Below are 18,824 nucleotides of genomic sequence, written 5' to 3'. Positions count from 1 at the left end.
CGAGACGTGCGTAAACGTCCTCGGCAACCGCGGGATCGAGGTGGTCGAAATCGACTTCAGTGGGAATTCGCCGTTCAGGAGATCGCGTCACTCACCAGAAATAGCGAAGACGGAAAAGGAGTCACAAGAAGGCAGTTCAGCGATATCGCAAGACAAGCCTTCACCCGCAGTGATCAACAAGGCTAATCGTCGTACCGGCCGCCGCGGCCGCGTTTTACGTCGCTGCGGCGTTTCTTCGCTGCCAATCGGCGTTCCTTCGAGCCTCGCGAGGGCTTGGTGGGACGCCGTTTGGCCGGCGGTGGCGCGGAAGCGTTCGTCAGCACCTCAGCCAACCGCTCGCGGGCCGCGTCCCGGTTCATCAGCTGGGAGCGGTGTTCGCTGGCCGCGATGGTCAGCACTCCGTCGACCAGCCGGTTGCCCAGCCGGGCCGTGATGCGTTCCTTCAGCGCGGGCGGGATCGCGGCGGAGCCCGCGACGTCGAGCGACAGCTCGACGCGCGAGTCCGTCGTGTTCACGCCTTGTCCGCCCGGGCCCGAAGACCGGGAGAACCGCTCTCGCAGTTCGGCGCCCGGGATCACGAACCGGGCGCCGACGCGTACGTCCTCCGCCATGTCCTCAGTGTCTCAAGACAGGGCAAGCGGCTTTCAGAACCGCGGGTGGTCGCCGGACAGCACCGCGCGCGGGCCGTCCGGGTCTTCGGCGGGCTGGACGTCGCCGAGGATCCACGCGGGCACGTGCCGCGCGGTGAGCACCGCCAGCGCCCGGTCGACGTCCTCGGAGGACACGATCGCGACCATGCCGACGCCCATGTTGAATGTCTTCTCCAGCTCCGCGCGCTCGACCTTGCCGCGCTGCCCGATCAGGGCGAACACCGGAGCCGGCGTCCACGTGCCGCGTTCGAGCTGCGCGACGAGACCGCGCGGCATCACGCGCGCGAGGTTCGCTTCGAGGCCGCCGCCGGTGATGTGCGCGAACGTGCGCACCTCGGTCTCGGCGACCAGCGCGAGGCAGTCCTTCGCGTAGATCTTGGTGGGTTCGAGCAGTTCCTCGCCGAGAGTGCGGCCGAATTCCTCGACGTGCCCGTCCAGCGGCATGCGCGCGATGTCCAGCAGCACGTGCCGGGCCAGCGAGTAGCCGTTGGAGTGCAGCCCGGACGAGCCCATCGCGAGCACGACGTCCCCGGGCCGGACCTTCTCCGGCGACAGCAGCGCGGACGCCTCGACCGCGCCGACGCCGGTGGCCGAGAGGTCGTAGTCGTGCTCGCCCATCAGGCCGGGGTGCTCGGCCGTCTCGCCGCCGAGCAGCGCGCAGCCCGCCTGGACACAGCCCTCGGCGATGCCGCCGACCAGCGCCGCGATCTTCTCCGGCACGACCTTGCCGACCGCGATGTAGTCCTGCAGGAAGAGCGGCTCGGCCCCGGTGACGACCAGGTCGTCGACGACCATCGCGACCAGGTCGATGCCGACCGTGTCGTGCTTGTCGAGCGCCTGCGCGACCGCGATTTTGGTGCCGACGCCGTCGGTCGACGACGCGAGGATCGGCTCTTTCCACTTGTCGAGCTTGAGGGAGAAAAGCCCGGCGAAACCGCCGACCCCGCCGCGCACCTCGGGCCTCGTGGCCCTCTCGGCGTGTGGCTTGAGCAGCTCGACGGCCTGGTCACCGGCGTCGATGCTGACCCCGGCGGCTGCGTACGTGGCGCTCGTGGACTCGCTCACGGAAGCGGACTCCCTACTGGACATGCTGGTTCACGGACGCCGGACGGCGTCTTCGGCACCGTACCCGGCGGCGCTGACCGGAGTCGCCGCGCCACCGGCGGCGTCCATGCTTTCGAGCAGGTGCTTGCCGATGAGCGCGTCCTCGGGAAGCGGGATCGGGTACTCGCCGGAGAAGCAGGCCGTGCACAGCCGCGACTTCGGCTGTTCGGACGCCGCGACCAGGCCGTCCAGCGAAATGTAGCCGAGCGAATCGGCCCCGATCGAACGGCGGATGCCGTCGAGGTCGACGCCGTTGGCGACGAGTTCGGCGCGCGACGCGAAGTCAATGCCGTAGAAGCACGGCCACCGCACCGGCGGCGACGCGATCCGCACGTGCACCTCGAGCGCACCGGCCTCGCGCAGCATCCGCACGAGCGCGCGCTGGGTGTTGCCGCGGACGATCGAGTCGTCCACCACGACCAGGCGCTTGCCGCGGATGACGTCGCGCAGCGGGTTCAGCTTCAGCCGGATGCCGAGCTGCCGGATGGTCTGCGACGGCTGGATGAAGGTGCGCCCGACGTAGGCGTTCTTGACCAGACCGGTGCCGTACGGCAGGCCCGAGCCCTGTGCGTACCCGATCGCGGCCGGGGTGCCGGACTCCGGCACGGGCATCACGAGGTCGGCGTCGACCGGGTGCTCGGCGGCCAGCTTGCGGCCGATCTCGACGCGCGTGGCGTGCACGCTGCGGCCGGCGATCGACGTGTCCGGACGGGCGAGGTAGACGTACTCGAAGACGCAACCCTTGGGTTCCGGGTTCGCGAACCGCGACGAACGCAGCCCCTCGGCGTCGATGGCGATGAGCTCGCCTGGCTCGACCTCGCGCACGAACGACGCGCCGCAGATGTCGAGCGCGGCGGTCTCGCTCGCCACGACCCAGCCGCGCTCCAGCCGGCCGAGCACCAGCGGGTGCACGCCGTGCGGGTCGCGGGCCGCGTACAGGGTGTTCTCGTCCGCGAAGACCAGGCAGAACGCGCCCTTGAGGGTCGGCAGCAGTTCCAGCGCGGCGGCCTCGATGCCCTTGTCCGCGGCGTTCGCGGCGAGCAGCCCGCAGACGAGGTCGGAGTCGCTGGAGGACCCGGTGAGCCCGGCATGCGGCTTCAGCCCCGCGGCGACCGTGCGATCCCGCAGCTCAGCCGTGTTGACCAGGTTGCCGTTGTGCGCGAAGGACAGGCCGCTGCCGGTGTCCGTGGTGCGGAAAATCGGCTGGGCGTTCTCCCAGATCGTGGCTCCGGTGGTGGAGTACCGGCAGTGCCCGACGGCGATGTGCCCCTGCAGGGACTGCAGGACCTGCTCGTCGAAGACCTGGCTGACGAGCCCGAGGTCCTTGAAAACGACGATCTGCGAGCCGTCCGAAACTGAAATGCCCGCTGCCTCCTGCCCGCGGTGCTGCAGGGCGTAGAGGCCGTAGTAGGTGAGCTTGGCGACTTCTTCCCCGGGAGCCCAGACGCCGAAGACGCCGCACTCCTCACGAGGTTCCGGTTCGGGTTGATCTTCGGGTCGATCAGGACTGGCGGAGGGGTCGGAAACCACCGAGGAGCTCCCAGGAAGACGCGGGCGGGCCGAGTCCAAGTGTAAGAGCCTGTTGGTAGATGGTCAGGCTGGGGTCAGGGCGGGTGGTCTGGGCTTGCCCCAGCGTGGTGCTGGAGGGGTGTCGGCCAGTTCTCGGGTCAGGCGGCGGGTCATGATCGAGACGGTGGCCCACCACACCATGGCTTCGTGGTGCTCTGGTCGGCGTTCGTAGTCTCGGACCAGGCGTCGATGGCGGATCAGCCAGCCGAACGTCCGCTCCACCACCCATCTGCGGGGCAGCACCACGAAGCCTCTGATGTCGTCGCTGCGTTTCACGATGGTGATCGTCAGGCGCAGCACGGCTTTGGCCCACACGACGAGGCGTCCGGCGTAGCCGCCGTCGGCCCAGACCAGAGTGATGGTGGAGAAGTGTTCACGCAGCAACGCCAGCAGGCGATACGCGGTGTCGCGGTCTTGCATACCGGCGGAGGTGACGGTGACCATCAACACGAGTCCGAGACAATCGGTGGCGATATTTCTCTTGCGGCCCTTGGTCTTCTTCCCCGCGTCGTACCCGCAACTTTCGGCGGCCATGGTGTCGGCGCCACGCACGGTCTGAGCGTCGATGACCGCCGCGGTCGGTAGTTCGGCCCGGCCACACGCGACCCGGATGCGTCCCCGCAGCCGGTCTGCCAGCCGGTGTGGCAGTCCTCGTTCACTCCAGCGTTGGAAGAACGCGTACACCGCCGACCAGGGCGGAAAATCGGCCGGCAGCGCCCGCCACTCGATGCCGTAGCGGGTCAGATAGCCGATCGCGTCCAGCACCGCCCGCAGGTCATGGCGCATCGGCGCCCCCGCAGGGCTCTTGCGCAGCTCTGCCATGACAGCCCGTGCTTCCGGTTCCAGCACCTCCCACTGCTCATCGGTCAGATCGGACGGATACCGGCGTAGCCGGTCACGACACGCGCAACCGGACACGCCGCAACTGGCCTTCGCGGCCTCGACACGGTAGACAGACATCCTGGGGCTTCTGGTGATCAAGTTGGTGGTACTTCTCGATCTACCAGGAGCCCCGCCTCATACCCTCACGACACGCTCAGGTCCCGGCCACACCATCCACCAACAGGCTCTAAGGGGTGTGAGGGGCGGGGAAGCGGTTCGCGGGGTGGTTCTGACCACTAAGGGGGAGGTGGGGGGTGAGCGGTGATCTGATTTTGGAGCGGGAGTCTTGGGGGTGGGTGTCGTTGCTGAGTCGGCTCGTCGCCTGGCGGCGACGTTTGCGGCGGGCGGGGAGTGGGGGCACCCCGAAGCTGGATTGTGCTGACGGTCGGTGGGTGCTTGTCAAGGCGGGAAAGATGCCTTGACAAGCACCCGCCGACCGCAGGGAGGCTTCGTATCGGGGTGCGGGGGCGGTGTGGGTGCGCTGGCGAGTTGGGTGGGTCGGTGGCGGTTTGGGGGTGAGTGTGCGCGGGTTGGGTGGCTGGTTGCGTGGGGTTCGCGGGTGCCGGTTGGGGGCGCGGTTTGCGCCTCGATGTGGCGTTGGGTGCGGTCCGACGCGAGCGGACGCCACATCGGGGCTTTGGCGGGCGGTCCGTGAGGGCGGTACTCACGGAGGGCGGCAGGGACGCGGGCCTGGGGCAGAAATGAGCCAGGCCCCGTACGAAGTGGATTGGGCCACTTCGTACGGGGCCCGAAATCAGGGGCGCCGGCGGGGACAGCGCGGAAGGTGGATCAGCTGGCGGCGAGCCACTTCGAGCGGCCGCCTCGGCCGGGGATCCAGCAGCCGTTCGCGGAGGCGGCTGCGGTGACCGGGGGGCGCTCGGGGAGGGCGAGGACCTCGCCTAGCACCTGGCTCGCCTCGCCGCGCGAACGCCACAGCGTGGACGTCGGGGCGAAGATGTTCTGCTCATTGCCAGGGAGGCGGGCGGCCTCGACGTCGTCCTCGGCGTTCAACCGGACGACGTCCACCACGTTGTCGTGGACTCGTACTCCGACCACGGCCTGCATCTCGCCGCTTCCGTCCGTCTGGTGGACGAACCGGTAACCGCGGGCGATCAGTTGCTGCAGGCCTCGTTCGATGTCGAAGGCGGAGCCTACGACGGCGGCCTCAGCCGAGGACATCGTCGAATTCGCCGTCCTTCGCGCCGGCGAGGAAGGCGGCCATCTCCGCACGCGTGTAGACGAGCGCCGGGCCCTCCGGGAAACGGGAGTTCCGCATCGCGATCTCGCCCGAGGTCAGCGGGGCCACCTCGACGCAGTTGCCTACCGCGCCGCTGTAGCTCGCCTTGCGCCACTGTGCGCCGGTCAGACGGTCGGCCGGAATACCGTTCTCGAACCGCTCAGCCATGATGCCACCTTCCAGGAAGGACGATGAAAAGCTCAGGAATCTGCATGTGCATCTGCCTGTGACTTCGACGCTAGCACGCGCGCATGCAGCGGTAAATGCACGTGCAGAATTTCCTGCAAATTTCTCACTGCGTGACGACACGGTTCAGTAGAAGTTCCCGGACAGGTGATTAGAGCACTACCTGAACGGGTTAATTATTACCTTGGGTCACGATATGGGCAGCAAGTTTACGCAGTGCGTTCAGAACTCGCCGCCGCTGAGTGCGGCGGGTGAAGGGGGAACACTCACCGTGACGACGGGAGCGGTGGCAGGAAGAGGTCGAACCGGGTTAGGGGTAACGGGTTTCCGGACTTATGCACAGCCGGTGATGAGAATGGGGGCGGACGTTCTCTATTGGCTGCTCGTCGCCCGGATGGTCGGGCCGGAATTCCCGGCCGGGAGAATTTCGCTGGAGACCGAGCCCTTGGCGGAGCGAGGCGCGCTTAGATCTCGGCCTTGCGCTTGGCGATGCGGGCGCGGCTGCGTTCCGGAGTCTCCGCGTCGACGGCCAGCAGGTCGAGCGCCCGGCCGTACTTCTCGATCTCGTCGCGCTTGTCCAGATAGTGCGCTCCGGTCAGGTACTCGACGTAGACGATGTTCGGCAGTTCCGCCTCCGCGAAGCGCAGCAGCGAGAACGCGTGCTCGGCCGACAGACCGCTGCGGCAGTACGGCAGGATCTGCACCGACACGTGCGGCAGCGTGGTGACCTCGAGCAGGTACTCCAGCTGCTGCCGGAACACCTTCGGTCCGCCGATCGGCCGGTACAGCACCGATTCGTCGAGCACCGCCCAGATGCGCGGCGCGTCCGGGCGGGCCAGCATCTTCTGCCGCCGCATGCGCAGGGCCACCAGCTGGTCCACGCGTTCGTCGGCCATTTCCGGGCGGCCGTGGCTGAAGATCGCCCGCGCGTACGGCTCGATCTGCAGCAGGCCCGACACGAACAGCGGCTCCCAGATCTGGATGCGGGAAGCCGCTTCCTCCAGGCCGACAAGATCGGTGAACCACCCGGGCACCGTCTCGCCGAACTTCCGCCACCAGCCGGCCTCGTTCGACTGCTTGACCATGTCGAGGAACGCTTTGCGCTCTTCCTCGTCGGAGACTCCGTACATGGTGAGCAGGTCGGCGACGTCGCGTTCCTTGAAGCCGACGCGGCCGAGTTCCAGCCGGGAGATCTTGGATTCCGAACCGCGGATGTTGTAGCCCGCCTGCTGGCGCGTGATCCCGGCTTCCTCGCGCAACCGGCGAAGCTGTGAGCCGAGAATCATCCGGCGCGCTGTCGGGCCGAGGCTCTGCTCGCCGGCGGACACGCCTACCGCGTTCATGACCAGGGCCCTTCCATCGCCGCTCGCTCGTCCTGGGGGACCGAATTCCGACCACCCAAAGTACACGCAAGGCCCTGCCCCGGACAGCGTGGCATGAGCCTCTGCTCAGGGGATTCTACGGAGTGTGTGCCTCAGAAGACACACCCGCGAGAACAATTGGCGCGGAAAATCAGATCCGCACCACCGGGAGCCAGTGCGAAAGGTCCGCGCGGCTGCCCGAGGCGGTCACGCGGGCGGCGCTGAGCGCGTCGTCCCATTCCAGGAGGCCGGTCGCCAGTTCGAGCCACGTCCGCGGATCGGTCTCGACGACGTTGGGGGGCGTGCCGCGGGTGTGGCGCGGGCCTTCGATGCACTGCACCGCGGCGTACGGCGGCACCCGGACCTCGACGGTGTGCCCGGGCGCGTCCTGGGCGAGCGTCCGCAGCGTCGCGCGCACCGCGGCGGCCAGCTCAGTGCGGGCCGGATCGGGCCCGTCACCACGCAACCAGTCCGAAACGGCCAGCACCGCCGCCCGTAACTGAGCGGGATCGACCGAACGCGAAGAGGCCATGCGACAACAGTAGAGTGACCGCGGACGGACTTTCAGGCACCCGGCACCGAGGGACGGCGATGGCGCAGCGGGACGAGGCAGATCGGATGGTTTCCCGGACCCCGGCGGGCAAACGCGCGCGCCGGAACGCGTACCCCCGCCGCGGCCCGCAAGGCAAACCCGAGATCACTCCCGAGATGCGCGCCAACGCGCGGACGAACCCGAACAGCTGGCTGTATGTCATCGACGAGGCCTTCGACGCGCGCGGTCCGGTGCCGTCGTGGGCGGTCGTCGGCGCGTACCCGGTGAACGGGACGGGAGAGGTCGTCGAGGACTTCCACCCCAACGACCGGTACCGCCCCTCCCCGAAGGCGCTCGGTTTTCCCGAGCCGCGCAACGAACTCGAGCAGCTGCTGCAGATGGTCCGGACCGAACACCGGCCCCCGAGGACCTGCCGCGCGTCATCCTCGATTCGACGCTGCTGGTCTACGCCCTGTCCCCGGTGCAGCGCACGGTCATCGGCTTCCACAACACCGACGGCCGGGTCATGGTGCCGGCGTACACGTCGAAGTCGCTGGTGCCGCGCGAATGGCCGCACGCCCGCGCGGTGCTCGGCCGCGACATCGTCGGGCTGCTCGCCGGGCATCCGCTCGCGATCAACCCGCACGACCTGATCACCGCCGTCGTCCCGGCCGAGCACCTGATGAAGGCGCTGGCCGAAGAACGGCGCTGACCTGGGCAGACCACTCTGCCGAGTGATCATGATTCGCCGAAATCCGCTCACCCGGGCATCGTGACGCAGTAGAAGTACACGTGTCCGGTGAGGAGCCTTGGGTGAAGCGTCATCTGCTGCTGCGCTGGAGCGCGGTTCTCTTCGCCGGGATTACCGGCACGTCCTTGTGCGAGACGGCGCTGGCCGCCCCGAGCTACGCCGGGGCCGCGGACAACTACGCCGGTTCGCAAATCGCGAAACACGAAGGCGTGCTGGGGGCGCCGAACATCTCGTACACGACGGAAGACCAGTACCTCGGGCACGACGTCAGCGGGCACCAGGGCGCGGTCGACTGGCCGGCCGCGGCGGCAGCGGGCGCGAAGTTCGTGTACGTGAAAGCGACCGAGGGCACCGGGTTCGTCAGCGGGCAATTCGCCCAGCAGTACAACGGTTCCTACCAAGTCGGGATCGTCCGCGGGGCCTACCACTTCGCGCGGCCGGACGTGTCCGACGGAGCTTCGCAGGCCAACTACTTCCTCGCGCACGGCGGCGGCTGGTCGGCTGACGGCAGGACGCTTCCGGGCGCACTCGACATGGAATACAACCCCTACGGCGAAACGTGTTACGGCAAGGACGCGAACGGGATGGTCGCGTGGATCCGCGCGTTCTCCGACACCTATCGCGCCCGCACCGGACGGCTGCCGACGATCTATACCTCGACCAGCTGGTGGAAACGCTGCACCGGAAACAACCCTTCTTTCGGAGGGAATCCGCTGTGGATCGCGCGCTACAACTCCTTCATCGGCGAACTGCCCGCGGGCTGGGGACAGCACGCCATCTGGCAGTTCTCGGACAGCGGCACCCTGCCTGGGGACCAGAACTGGCTCAACGGAACCCAGTCGGCGCTACGCAATCTGGCATTCGGGTGAACATTCGTGACGTCGTCACGAATTAGTCATCACCGCCCGATGAAAATCACCCACTCGCCCATTCATCTTCACGGAACTTGATGACAAACGACGATTCGTCCTCAAGAATCTCCCCCGTGGCGGCTACCTGCACATAGCCGCCCTCCGCGAGGGTATCTGTGAAGGGATCGACGATGTCCACTTCCCGAAGAGGACGGCGTACCGCGCTGCTGTCCGCTCTGACCGTCCCTGTTGTCGCGCTCCTGCTCGGCGCTTCGACGGAGGCGACGGCCGCCCCGGCGGCTTCCCCGCTTTCGCCGCGGGAGATCAACGCCGTCAACGCCGACATCCAGGCGAACAACCACACCATGGGGTCGCAGATCCGGCGCGTCGAGGGGGATCACTCCACCCCCGACACGAAAGCCGCCGCGCAGCAGCCGCAGCCCGCGGCCGCGCTGCCGAACCAGGTGGCGGCCACCGTCGCCGGCATCGATGTCGCCAGCTACCAGGGCAACGTCGACTGGGGCAACTGGTGGGGCCAGGGCAAGCGATTCGTCTGGACCAAGGCGACCGAGAGCACGAACTACACGAACCCGTACTTCGCCCAGCAGTACAACGGTTCCTACAACCAGGGATTCATCCGCGGCGCCTACCATTTCGCCACTCCGAACACCTCCAGCGGCGCGGCACAGGCGACCTACTTCGTCGCGCACGGCGGCGGCTGGTCCGGGGACGGCAAAACGCTGCCCGGCGCGCTGGACATGGAGTACAACCCCTACGGCGCGACCTGTTACGGCTTGAGCAAATCCGCGATGACGGCGTGGATCAAGGACTTCCACGACACCTATCACGCGAAAACGGGGCGCTGGCCGGTGATCTACACGTCGACGAACTGGTGGAACCAGTGCGTCAGCGGCGATTTCTCGAGCACCGCGCCGCTGTGGGTCGCGCGGTACGCGTCCTCGGCCGGCACGCTTCCGTACAACTGGGGCTACTACACCGTGTGGCAGTACACCTCGAGCCCGCTGGACCAGGACACGTTCAACGGCGCCTACGACCGGCTGCAGGCACTCGCCAACGGCTGACCTGACGGCGCGACCGACGCGGCTCCCGGTTCTCCCCTCCTCCTGCCGGGCGGGGCGGCCGGGAGCCGCCTTTGTGCGAGCGTCGCCCGCCTTGCACAATTGCGGGCCTGGGGCGGAGACGGAACCGCCTGGGCCGGCGGGGCGTCAGACCGCGGCGCGAGTCGGTGCAGCAGGAAGGCGGAACCATGACTTACCCACCGCAGCCCGGACAGGGCGGGGACCCCTATGGCCAGGGCTGGCAGCAGCCCGGCTCGGGCGGGGTTCCGCAGCAGCCGGGGTGGGACCCCAACCAGGCTCAGCCGCAGCCGGGCTGGGACCCGAACGCCCACCAGCAGCAGCCTTACGGCGGCGCCCCGCAGCCGGGCTGGGACCCGAACGCCCAGCAGCAGTACCCGGGATATCCGCAGCAGCCATACGGCGGCACCCAGCAGTTCCCGCAGCAGGGCTGGGACCAGGGGCAATACCCCGGCGGGCCGGGCGGCGAACCGCCGAAGAACAACAAGACCGGCCTGTGGATCGGCATCGCGGTCGCGGTCGTCGTGCTCGTCGCGCTGGGCATCACCGGATTCGTCGCACCCGGCTTCTTCCTGAGCAAGGACGACAAGAGCAGCTCGCAGGCGCAGCCGCCCGCCCCGGCACCGTCCCCGTCGTCGGACGCTCCGCTGCCGAGCGACTCGTCGTCGCCGTCCACTGATTCGAGCGACGACCCCGGCACCGGCGGGTCCGGTTCGGGCGAGGCGAAGCAGGTCATCAACGACTTCATCGCCAAGCTCAACGCCAAGGACGCGGCCGGTGCGACCGCGATGGCCTGCCAGGGCACCGAGAGCATGTCGAAGAAGAGCATCGACGAGACCACCAGCGGCGACCCGCAGCTCACGCTGACCAAGGTCACCGAGGGCAGTGCCACGACGAGTGCCCGGCTCACCGGCAAGCTGTCGGGCAAGGACGCCAGCGGCACGATGGTCGTGATGAACCGCGGCGGCGGTTACTGCGTGGGGCTGTACCTGATCCTGGCGTTCTGACCCGGTGCGCTCGCCGCTGCTGTGGACGTTGATCGCGTCCGTAGTACTGCTGTGCGGGGTCGGTGGCTGGCTGCTCACCGACCCCGCGACCAGTCGCAGTGAAGCGCTGAAAACCGGCGGTCTCGCCGGTGGCGCGGTCGTGGCGCTGTATGCGTTGTGGCTCAACGATCGCCGTCGCCGCGTCGAGGAAGCGCGACAGGTGATTGAACAGCAGCGGCACGACGTCGACCGCGAGCGGATCTCCGACGAGCGGTTCGCGAAATCGGTGGAATTGCTGGGGCACGAGGCCGATCAGGTGCGGGTGGGGGCGTTGCACGCGCTGGCCGGGCTGGCGCGCACGCGACCGGAGTATCGGCAGACTGTGCTGGATGTGCTGTGTTCTTACCTGCGGCGGCCGTTCGCGCATGGCCGCTACGACGGTAAGGACAGCACTCCAGAGCAGGAGCGCGAACTGCAGGTGCGGCTCACGGCGCAGCGGCTGGTCCGGGATCTGCTGCCACCGTCCGATGTGGACGGTCCGGGTCCGGACCTCGATCTGACCGGCGCGGTGCTGGAGTATTTCGACCTTTCCCGTCGCCGGATCGGCGGCCTGCTGCTGCGGCACGCTTCGCTGTACAGCAGCACGAACCTCAGCGGATGCGTCTTCACCGGGCAGGCCTACTTCACCGCGGCGGGCACCGGACCGGGCCGCCTGGTGGGTCTTTTCCGTTGCCGCAACGCGACTTTTCTCGACCGGGCTTGGTTTTCCGGCACCGCGTTCTCGGAGCGGACCAATTTCTCCGACACCGCGTTCAAGGGCAGGACTACCTTCAAGGGCGCGAGTTTCGCGAAGGAAGTCCTGTTCGACGGGGCCACTTTTTCGGATTCGGCTGAAGTACAGCTGCCCGACGGCTGGAAGTTAGAACCACAGAATGGCGGCTATGTCGCGGTGCCGATCTGAGTAGCATCGAGAAACCGTGGACGTCTACGAAGCGGTGCGCTCCCGGCGGTCTGTCCGCGGCTTCCTCGGCAAGCCGGTCCCCGCCGAAATCCTGACCCGAGTCCTCACCACGGCGTTGCGCGCCCCCTCCGGGGGAAACCTGCAGCCGTGGCGGGTTTATGTCCTGTCCGGCGCGAAGCTGGACGAGCTGAAATGCCTGGTCCAGCAGCGCATCGCCGAGGGCGATACCGGTGATCCGCCCCAGGTTCTGCCCTATCCGCACGCGCTGCCTGAGCGGTACGCGCGGCGGATCGAGGAACTAGGCGTGCTGCGCTACGGCGCGGTCGGGATCGCGCGGGAGGACTACGCCGGCCGGGAGCGGGTCCGCGTCCGGAATTGGGATTGCTTCGGCGCTCCGGTCGCGCTGTTCTGCTATCTGAACGAGCACATGCTGCCGCCGCAATGGCTGGACGCGGGGGCTTTCCTGCAGACCGTGATGCTGCTGCTCCGCGCGGAGGGGCTCGACAGCTGCGCGCAGATCGCGTGGGGCCGGTACCACCGCAGCGTCACGGAGATCGCGGAACCGCCCGCCGGATATGTCCTCGGCTGCGGCATGTCGATCGGGTACGCCGATCCCGACGAACCCCGGCCCTCGATCCCTCGCGCGCCGCTGGCGGAAGTGGTCACCTTCCGGTCGTGAGTGCCGGTGCCGGTCAGCACCGGCACTCACGAGGGCTCAGTCGAACAGCGCCGGAAGCGTCTTCTCCCAGGTCTCGCGCAGTTCTTCGAGAGTGAACTCCGTGATGCCCTGGATCTCCAGCGTGCCGGAATCCGGGTCGACCACGCCGGTCTTGCGCCACGGCAGGCCGCGGGCGGTGCACATCTCGGTGAACCGCAGCTCCTCCGTGCGCGGGACCGCCACCAGCACGCGGCCGGAAGACTCCGAGAAGAGCTGCACGAACGGGTCCTGGTCGCGGTCGAGGAACACCCGGGCCCCGCACTGTCCAATGAGGACGGTTTCGGTGAGGGCCTGGGCCAGCCCGCCGTCGGCGAGGTCGTGCGCGGCGGAGATCATGCCGTCGCGCGAACCGGCCACCAGGATGTCGGCCAGCAGCTTTTCGCGGGCCAGGTCCACGCGGGGCGGGACGCCGCCGAGGTGCCCGTGCAGCTCGCGCGCCCAGGCCGAACCGTCCAGTTCGTCGTGGGTTTCGCCGAGCAGCAGCAGCGTCTCGCCCGCTTCCGCGCCGATGCCGGTCGGGATGCGGCGGGTGACGTCGTCGATCACGCCGAGCACCGCGATCACCGGGGTCGGCAGGATCGCCGTGTCACCGGTCTGGTTGAAGAAGCTGACGTTGCCGCCGGTGACCGGAATGCCCAGCTCGACGCACGCGTCGGCGAGACCGTGCACGGCCTGCTCGAACTGCCACATCACGCCCGGGTCGGTCGGGGCGCCGAAGTTGAGGCAGTCGGACACCGCGACCGGGGTGGCGCCGCCGGTGGCGACGTTCCGGTACGCCTCGGCCAGCGCGAGCTGCGCGCCGCGGTACGGGTCGAGGTAGACGAACTTCGCGTTGCAGTCGGTGGAGACCGAGACGCCGCGGTTGCTCTCCTCGTCGATCCGGATCATGCCCGAGTCGGACGGCTGGGCCAGCACCGAATTGCCGCGCACGTAGCGGTCGTACTGCGAGGTCACCCATTCCTTCGACGCCTGGTTCGGCGACGCGATGAGCTTCAGGAAGTCCGCGCGCAGTTCTTCGGGCGTCGACGGACGCGGCAGCTTCGCGGAGGTGTCGGCGATCAGGCCGTCCTGGAACGCGGGGCGCTCGATCGGGCGGTCGTACACCGGGCCCTGGTGCGCGACGGTGTGCGCGGGCACGTCGACGACGACCTCGTCGTTCCACGTGATGACCAGGTGCTCGCCGTCGGTGACCTCGCCGATGTCGGTGGCGATGACGTCCCATTTGGCGCAGACCGCCATGAACGCGTCGACGTTCTCCGGCGCGACGACCGCGCACATGCGCTCCTGCGATTCGCTGGAGAGCACCTCGGCGGGTGTCATTCCGGTGGCGCGCAACGGAACCCGGTCGAGGTAGATGTGCATGCCGCCGTCACCGGCCGCGGCCAGCTCCGACGTCGCGCAGGACAGCCCGGCCCCGCCGAGGTCCTGGATGCCGACGACCAGGTTCTCCTTGAACAGGTCGAGACAGCACTCGATGAGCACCTTCTCGGTGAACGGGTCGCCGACCTGCACGCTGGGCAGCTTGCGCCGCCCGGACGCGGATTCGTCGCCGGAGAAGGTGTCGCTGGCGAGCACGGACACGCCGCCGATGCCGTCGAGACCGGTGCGCGCGCCGAACAGGATGATCTTGTTGCCGGAACCGGACGCGAACGCCAGGTGCAGGTCCTCGGTGCGCATCGCGCCCACGCACAGCGCGTTGACCAGCGGGTTGCCCGCGTAGGACGGGTCGAAGACCAGCTCGCCGCCGATGTTCGGCAGGCCGAGGCAGTTGCCGTAGCCGCCGACGCCCGCGACCACGCCGGGCAGCACGCGCTTGGTGTCCGGCGCGTCGGCCGGGCCGAAGCGCAGCGCGTCCTGCACCGCGAGCGGCCGCGCGCCCATCGCCATGATGTCGCGGACGATGCCGCCGACGCCGGTGGCCGCGCCCTGGTACGGCTCCACATAGGACGGATGGTTGTGGCTTTCCACCTTGAAGGTGACCGCCCAGCCGTCGCCGATGTCGACGACGCCCGCGTTCTCGCCGATGCCGGCCAGCATCTTGGCCTTCATCTCGTCGGTGGCGGTCTCGCCGAAGTAGCGCAGATGCTTCTTCGAGGACTTGTAGGAGCAGTGCTCGCTCCACATCACCGAGTACATCGCGAGCTCGGCGTCGGTGGGCCGGCGGCCGAGGATTTCCCGGATCCGCGCGTACTCGTCTTCGGCGAGGCCGAGTTCGACGTACGGCTGGCTCGTTTCCGGGGTCGCCGCGGCCACTGCGGTGGTGTCTGTGCTAGCAACAGGGCTGGTCACAGTGTTTGTCCGACTGTCCGTGTCAGGGTTCGCCACGCCCCCAAGACTACGTGTCGGCCGGGTCACACCCGCAGCCGCCCGGCCCGGTCGCATGGGGATAAATCAGTCGCGCCGGACAGTCCCGGCGGCTTAGCGTCAGTGATCGTGCTTTCCGCCACGTACCGCTTCCCCGCCATCCGGCTTCCGGAACAGCCGACGCCGGTCCGGTATCTGCTGGCGGTCCTGCGCGCGCGGCCGGGGCTCGTCCTCGCCGCGATCGTCACCGGGGCCGGCTGGTCGCTGCCGAGCGCCCTGCTGCCGCTCGTGATCGGCCGGGGCGTCGGCGCGATCGCCGCGAGCGACTCGTCCGCCCTGGTGCGCTGGGCGCTGATCGCGGGCGTGCTCGGCGTGGCGCAGGCGCTGCTCGGCACCGGACTGCACTTCGCTTCGTACGGCCTGTGGATGCACGGCGCGGGATCCACCCAACGCCTGGTCACCGACCATACGACCCGGCTCGGCGCGTCCCTGCGCGACGCGACCAGCACGGGCAACGTCGTCGCGGTCACGTCGTCGGACATGAACTGGGTCGGCAACGCGTTCGAGGTCATCGGCCGCACGTTCGGTTCGATCGTGGCGTTCGTGGTGATCGGGATCGCGATGCTCGGCACGTCGCCGGTGCTGGGCACGGTCGCGCTGGTCGGCGTCCCGCTCGCGGTGCTCGGCATCGGTCCGCTGCTCGCGCCGCTGCAGAAGCGGAAAACCACGCAGCGGGAGAATCTGAGCGACGTGAACGCACTCGGCGCGGACATCGTGTCCGGGTTGCGGATCCTGCGCGGCGTCGGCGGCGAACGGCGGTTCCTGCGCCGGTTCCGCGAAGCCAGCCAGCTGGTGCGGCGCTCCGGCGTCGAGGTCGGGCGCAGCGAATCCTGGCTCGCCGGCGCGGAAGTGCTGCTGCCCGGGCTGGTCACGGTGGCGATCACCTGGCTGGGCGCGCGGCTCGCGCTCGACGGCACGATCGGCGTCGGCGAACTGGTGGCGTTCTACGGTCTTTCGGCGTTCCTCGTGGTGCCGGTCAGCACGGCGACCGAACAGGTCAGCTCGCTCAGCTCGGGCCTGGTCGCGGCGCGCAAGGTGTGCACGCTGCTGGCCCTGCGGCCGAAGCTCGCCGACCCGGTGTCGCCGCGGCCGCTGCCGGACGGTCCGCTGGACCTGGTGGACACCGCCAGCGGCATCCGGATCGAGCCCGGCAAGCTGACGGTCGTCGACCTCGGCGCCGAGGCGGAGGCGATCGCCGCGCGGATGAGCCGGTTCGCCGACGCGGACGCGGGCGAGCAGGTGCTGATCGGCGGAGTGCCCGCGGACCAGGTCGCGCTCGCCGAACTGCGCCGGCGAGTGGTGTACGCGCACAACCAGGACCTGTGGTTTTCCGGCGTGCTGCGTGCTCAGCTGACTCCGGAGCATCCGCGCGAGGTCGACATCTTCTCGGCACTGCACGCGGCGGACGCCGAGGACATCATCGAGGCCCTCCCGCGCGGCGTCGACGAGCTGATCGGTGAGCGCGGCCGCGAGGTGTCCGGCGGGCAGCGGCAGCGGTTGAGCCTGGCCCGCGCGCTCGCGATGGACTCCGACGTGCTGCTGCTCGACGAGCCGACGTCGGCGGTCGACGCGCACACCGAAGCCCGGATCACCCAGCGCGTCAAGGAATTGCGGGCCGGACGGACCACGGTGGTGTTCAGTCAGAGTCCACTGTGGAGGAACGTGGCCGACGAGGTCGTGCACGGAAAGGCAGTGACGGTATGACGACGCGGCTCCCGCTGGCGTCGAAACGCGAAGTGCGACGCTGGGCGAAACGCGTAGCGGTCGAACACCGGCGCGAGTTTTCCGTGGTGCTCGGCCTGTTCTGCCTGGCCACGGTGGTCGGGCTGGCCGGGCCGCAGCTGCTCGGCAGGCTCGTGGACGGTGTGGTCGAGCACGGCACGACGCTCCAGGTCGACCTGCTGGCCGTGGCGTTCGTGGTGGTGCTCGTGCTGCAGGCGTGGGCGAGGAAGGCGGCGCGGCTGCGCGGCCGGATGTTCGGCGAGCGTGTGCTGGCGGAGACCCGCGAACGGTTCGTCACGAACGCGCTCGGCCTGCCGCTCGGCACCGTCGAGGCGGCCGGCACCGGCGACCTGCTCAGCCGGGCGACCAGCGACATCAACCGGCTGGACGTCGCAGTGCGGTTCGCCGCGCCGGAAATCCTGATCGCCGCGGTGACGGTGCTGTTCACGACCATCGCGATGATCGTGACGTCGCCGCTGCTCGCCTTGGCCCTGCTGGTGGCGATACCGCTGCTGGTGCCGGTGAACATCTGGTACCAGCGGAAGATCCCGACCGCGTTCGCGTGGATGCTCGACCGCTGGGGCGACCTGCAGTCGATCACCCACGAGACCGTGGAGGGCGCACGCACCACGGAGGCGCTCAGCCTCACCCGGCGGCGCATGCGCACCGGGCACCACGCACTCGACCAGGCGACGCTCGGGGAACGCCGGATGCGGGCGCTGCAGATGCGCTGGCTTCCGTCGCTCGAAACCAGCTACGTGCTACCGATCGCCGCTCTCCTGCTGCTGGGCTTGTTCGCCTACCGCCAGGGCTGGGCCGGGCTCGGCACGATCACGACGATGCTCGCGTACGCGCAGGCGATGACCGCTCCGCTCAGCGAGGCGATGTTCTGGCTGGAGGACCTGCAGGTCGCGGTGGCCGCGACGCGCCGGATCCTGGGCGTGCAGCCGACCGAAGCGGCGGACAAGGTCACCGACGTGCCGCGCGGGCGCGACATCGAGGTGCGCGACGTCCGGTTCGGCTACACCTCCGACCGCGAGGTGCTGCACGGCATCACGCTGAGCGTGCCGCGAGGGGAACGCCTGGCGATCGTCGGACCGTCCGGCGCGGGCAAGTCGACGCTGGGCAGGCTGCTGGCCGGGATCTCGGCACCGACGCGGGGTTCGATCCGGGTCGGCGGCACCGAGGTGTCGACGCTCGCGGACGACGTGCTGCGCGGCGAGGTTCTGCTGCTGACGCAGGAACACCACACGTTTTCCGGGACGCTGCGGGACAACCTGGCGCTGCCTGCCCGGCGCGGCGGCGGGGACTGGACCGACGAGGAACTGATGGCCGCGCTCGCGTCCGCCGGCGCGGCGGAGTGGGCGGCCGGGCTGCCGGACGGGCTGGACACAAAGCTCGGCTCGGGCGCGTACGCGGTCCCTGCCGGTCTCGCGCAGCAACTGGCGCTGGCGCGGGTCGTCCTGGCCGATCCGCACACGCTGGTGCTGGACGAGGCGACGTCGCTGCTGGACACCGGTTCGGCGCGGGAGCTGGAACGGTCGCTGAACGCGGTGCTCGAAGGCCGCACGGTGATCGCCATCGCGCACCGGCTGCACACGGCCGCGGCGGCGGACCGGGTCGCGGTGGTCGAGGGCGGCAAGATCACCGAACTCGGCCCCCATCAGGACCTGATCGCGGCGGGCGGTCCCTACTCGCGGCTCGTGGAGGCGGCGAGCTGAAGGGCGATTCCCGGACGGCAAATCTGACGCGGTGAAAGCTGCGGCGGAACTTTGGAGGAATCAGATTTCCCCAAATACACTACCCGCATCGAAAGGGGGAGCGGGTAGTGACTGAGAAAATGGGGGGCCGGC

Annotated in this window: 17 protein-coding genes and 1 pseudogene; 8 read left to right on the top strand and 10 right to left on the bottom strand. The window is 69.0% G+C overall.

Annotated elements, in window-relative coordinates; all coding sequences use genetic code 11:
• Positions 1 to 182: 182 nt before the first annotated feature.
• From arfB to ATK30_RS20465, 8 genes are all read right to left on the bottom strand, one after another.
• A complete protein-coding gene (gene arfB, locus ATK30_RS20500; RefSeq protein ID WP_101436977.1) occupies positions 183 to 611 on the bottom strand; it encodes an alternative ribosome rescue aminoacyl-tRNA hydrolase ArfB in 429 nt (142 codons plus the stop codon).
• Positions 612 to 644: 33 nt separating this feature from the next.
• A complete protein-coding gene (purM, locus tag ATK30_RS20495) occupies positions 645 to 1,715 on the bottom strand; it encodes a phosphoribosylformylglycinamidine cyclo-ligase (protein WP_101436976.1) in 1,071 nt (356 codons plus the stop codon).
• A gap of 30 nt (positions 1,716 to 1,745) precedes the next feature.
• On the bottom strand, positions 1,746 to 3,284 hold the full coding sequence (gene purF / locus ATK30_RS20490) for an amidophosphoribosyltransferase (protein WP_101436975.1): 1,539 nt from the start codon (positions 3,282 to 3,284) through the stop codon (positions 1,746 to 1,748).
• Positions 3,285 to 3,347: 63 nt separating this feature from the next.
• Positions 3,348 to 4,283, bottom strand: coding sequence for an IS5 family transposase (locus ATK30_RS20485; protein ID WP_208637356.1), 936 nt, complete (start codon positions 4,281 to 4,283; stop codon positions 3,348 to 3,350).
• A 711-nt stretch (positions 4,284 to 4,994) separates the two neighbouring features.
• Positions 4,995 to 5,384: a hypothetical protein gene (locus tag ATK30_RS20480; RefSeq protein WP_101436974.1), complete on the bottom strand. Its 390-nt coding sequence runs from the start codon at positions 5,382 to 5,384 to the stop codon at positions 4,995 to 4,997.
• Entirely contained in the window at positions 5,371 to 5,610 is a 240-nt protein-coding gene (locus ATK30_RS20475) for a DUF397 domain-containing protein (protein ID WP_020664000.1), read from the bottom strand. Before ATK30_RS20475 ends, ATK30_RS20480 begins: the two co-directional genes overlap by 14 nt.
• Before the next feature lie 482 nt (positions 5,611 to 6,092).
• Complete coding sequence (locus ATK30_RS20470; RefSeq protein ID WP_037354011.1) at positions 6,093 to 6,971, bottom strand: helix-turn-helix domain-containing protein; 879 nt, start codon at positions 6,969 to 6,971, stop codon at positions 6,093 to 6,095.
• A 169-nt stretch (positions 6,972 to 7,140) separates the two neighbouring features.
• Positions 7,141 to 7,521, bottom strand: a complete 381-nt coding sequence (locus ATK30_RS20465; protein WP_101436973.1) for a sterol carrier family protein — start codon at positions 7,519 to 7,521, stop codon at positions 7,141 to 7,143.
• 59 nt (positions 7,522 to 7,580) lie between these two features.
• Here ATK30_RS20465 and ATK30_RS47735 point away from each other — a divergent pair.
• Both ATK30_RS47735 and ATK30_RS20455 read left to right on the top strand, forming a co-directional pair.
• Positions 7,581 to 8,233, top strand: a pseudogene (locus ATK30_RS47735) (type VII secretion system-associated protein).
• 116 nt (positions 8,234 to 8,349) lie between these two features.
• Positions 8,350 to 9,141, top strand: coding sequence for a lysozyme (locus ATK30_RS20455; RefSeq protein ID WP_463672424.1), 792 nt, complete (start codon positions 8,350 to 8,352; stop codon positions 9,139 to 9,141).
• A 46-nt stretch (positions 9,142 to 9,187) separates the two neighbouring features.
• On the opposite strand, the gene ATK30_RS46900 is transcribed toward ATK30_RS20455, so the two are convergent.
• The gene (locus ATK30_RS46900; RefSeq protein ID WP_255443103.1) at positions 9,188 to 9,322 is read right to left on the bottom strand and encodes a hypothetical protein; all 135 of its coding nucleotides are present in this window, start codon (positions 9,320 to 9,322) and stop codon (positions 9,188 to 9,190) included.
• On the opposite strand from ATK30_RS46900, the gene ATK30_RS20450 reads away from it, so the two are divergent.
• The 4 genes from ATK30_RS20450 (at position 9,315) to ATK30_RS20435 (ending at position 12,846) form a co-directional block, all read left to right on the top strand.
• A complete protein-coding gene (locus ATK30_RS20450; protein ID WP_101436971.1) occupies positions 9,315 to 10,205 on the top strand; it encodes a lysozyme in 891 nt (296 codons plus the stop codon). The genes ATK30_RS46900 and ATK30_RS20450 overlap by 8 nt on opposite strands.
• A 185-nt stretch (positions 10,206 to 10,390) precedes the next feature.
• Positions 10,391 to 11,227, top strand: coding sequence for a hypothetical protein (locus tag ATK30_RS20445; protein ID WP_167441961.1), 837 nt, complete (start codon positions 10,391 to 10,393; stop codon positions 11,225 to 11,227).
• A 4-nt stretch (positions 11,228 to 11,231) separates the two neighbouring features.
• The gene (locus ATK30_RS20440) at positions 11,232 to 12,167 is read left to right on the top strand and encodes a pentapeptide repeat-containing protein (RefSeq protein ID WP_101436969.1); all 936 of its coding nucleotides are present in this window, start codon (positions 11,232 to 11,234) and stop codon (positions 12,165 to 12,167) included.
• 16 nt (positions 12,168 to 12,183) lie between these two features.
• A complete protein-coding gene (locus ATK30_RS20435; RefSeq protein ID WP_101436968.1) occupies positions 12,184 to 12,846 on the top strand; it encodes a nitroreductase in 663 nt (220 codons plus the stop codon).
• A 36-nt stretch (positions 12,847 to 12,882) separates the two neighbouring features.
• Here ATK30_RS20435 and purL read toward each other — a convergent pair whose 3' ends face one another.
• A complete protein-coding gene (gene purL / locus ATK30_RS20430) occupies positions 12,883 to 15,210 on the bottom strand; it encodes a phosphoribosylformylglycinamidine synthase subunit PurL (RefSeq protein WP_101436967.1) in 2,328 nt (775 codons plus the stop codon).
• 108 nt (positions 15,211 to 15,318) lie between these two features.
• Between purL and ATK30_RS20425 the strand changes: the two genes are divergently transcribed.
• Together ATK30_RS20425 and ATK30_RS20420 are read left to right on the top strand one after the other, a co-directional pair.
• Complete coding sequence (locus ATK30_RS20425) at positions 15,319 to 16,953, top strand: ABC transporter ATP-binding protein (RefSeq protein WP_101440955.1); 1,635 nt, start codon at positions 15,319 to 15,321, stop codon at positions 16,951 to 16,953.
• On the top strand, positions 16,950 to 18,692 hold the full coding sequence (locus tag ATK30_RS20420; protein WP_101436966.1) for an ABC transporter ATP-binding protein: 1,743 nt from the start codon (positions 16,950 to 16,952) through the stop codon (positions 18,690 to 18,692). The genes ATK30_RS20425 and ATK30_RS20420 overlap by 4 nt, the downstream gene beginning before the upstream one ends.
• The last annotated feature ends 132 nt before the right edge of the window (positions 18,693 to 18,824 follow it).

The sequence above is a fragment of the Amycolatopsis echigonensis genome, from assembly GCF_002846615.1.
GTDB lineage: Bacteria > Actinomycetota > Actinomycetes > Mycobacteriales > Pseudonocardiaceae > Amycolatopsis > Amycolatopsis echigonensis.
The sequence above is the reverse complement of the archived record's forward strand: the minus strand, read 5'-3'. Positions and strand labels throughout refer to the sequence as shown.

Bases quoted from the DNA above. Each gene is read 5' to 3' on its own strand.
- arfB (WP_101436977.1), bottom strand. From the start codon at position 611: ATGGCGGAGGACGTACGCGTCGGCGCCCGGTTCGTGATCCCGGGCGCC.
- ATK30_RS20485 (WP_208637356.1), bottom strand. From the start codon at position 4,283: ATGTCTGTCTACCGTGTCGAGGCCGCGAAGGCCAGTTGCGGCGTGTCC.
- ATK30_RS20480 (WP_101436974.1), bottom strand. From the start codon at position 5,384: ATGTCCTCGGCTGAGGCCGCCGTCGTAGGCTCCGCCTTCGACATCGAA.
- ATK30_RS20475 (WP_020664000.1), bottom strand. From the start codon at position 5,610: ATGGCTGAGCGGTTCGAGAACGGTATTCCGGCCGACCGTCTGACCGGC.
- ATK30_RS20470 (WP_037354011.1), bottom strand. From the start codon at position 6,971: ATGAACGCGGTAGGCGTGTCCGCCGGCGAGCAGAGCCTCGGCCCGACA.
- ATK30_RS20465 (WP_101436973.1), bottom strand. From the start codon at position 7,521: ATGGCCTCTTCGCGTTCGGTCGATCCCGCTCAGTTACGGGCGGCGGTG.
- ATK30_RS20450 (WP_101436971.1), top strand. From the start codon at position 9,315: ATGTCCACTTCCCGAAGAGGACGGCGTACCGCGCTGCTGTCCGCTCTG.
- ATK30_RS20445 (WP_167441961.1), top strand. From the start codon at position 10,391: ATGACTTACCCACCGCAGCCCGGACAGGGCGGGGACCCCTATGGCCAG.
- ATK30_RS20420 (WP_101436966.1), top strand. From the start codon at position 16,950: ATGACGACGCGGCTCCCGCTGGCGTCGAAACGCGAAGTGCGACGCTGG.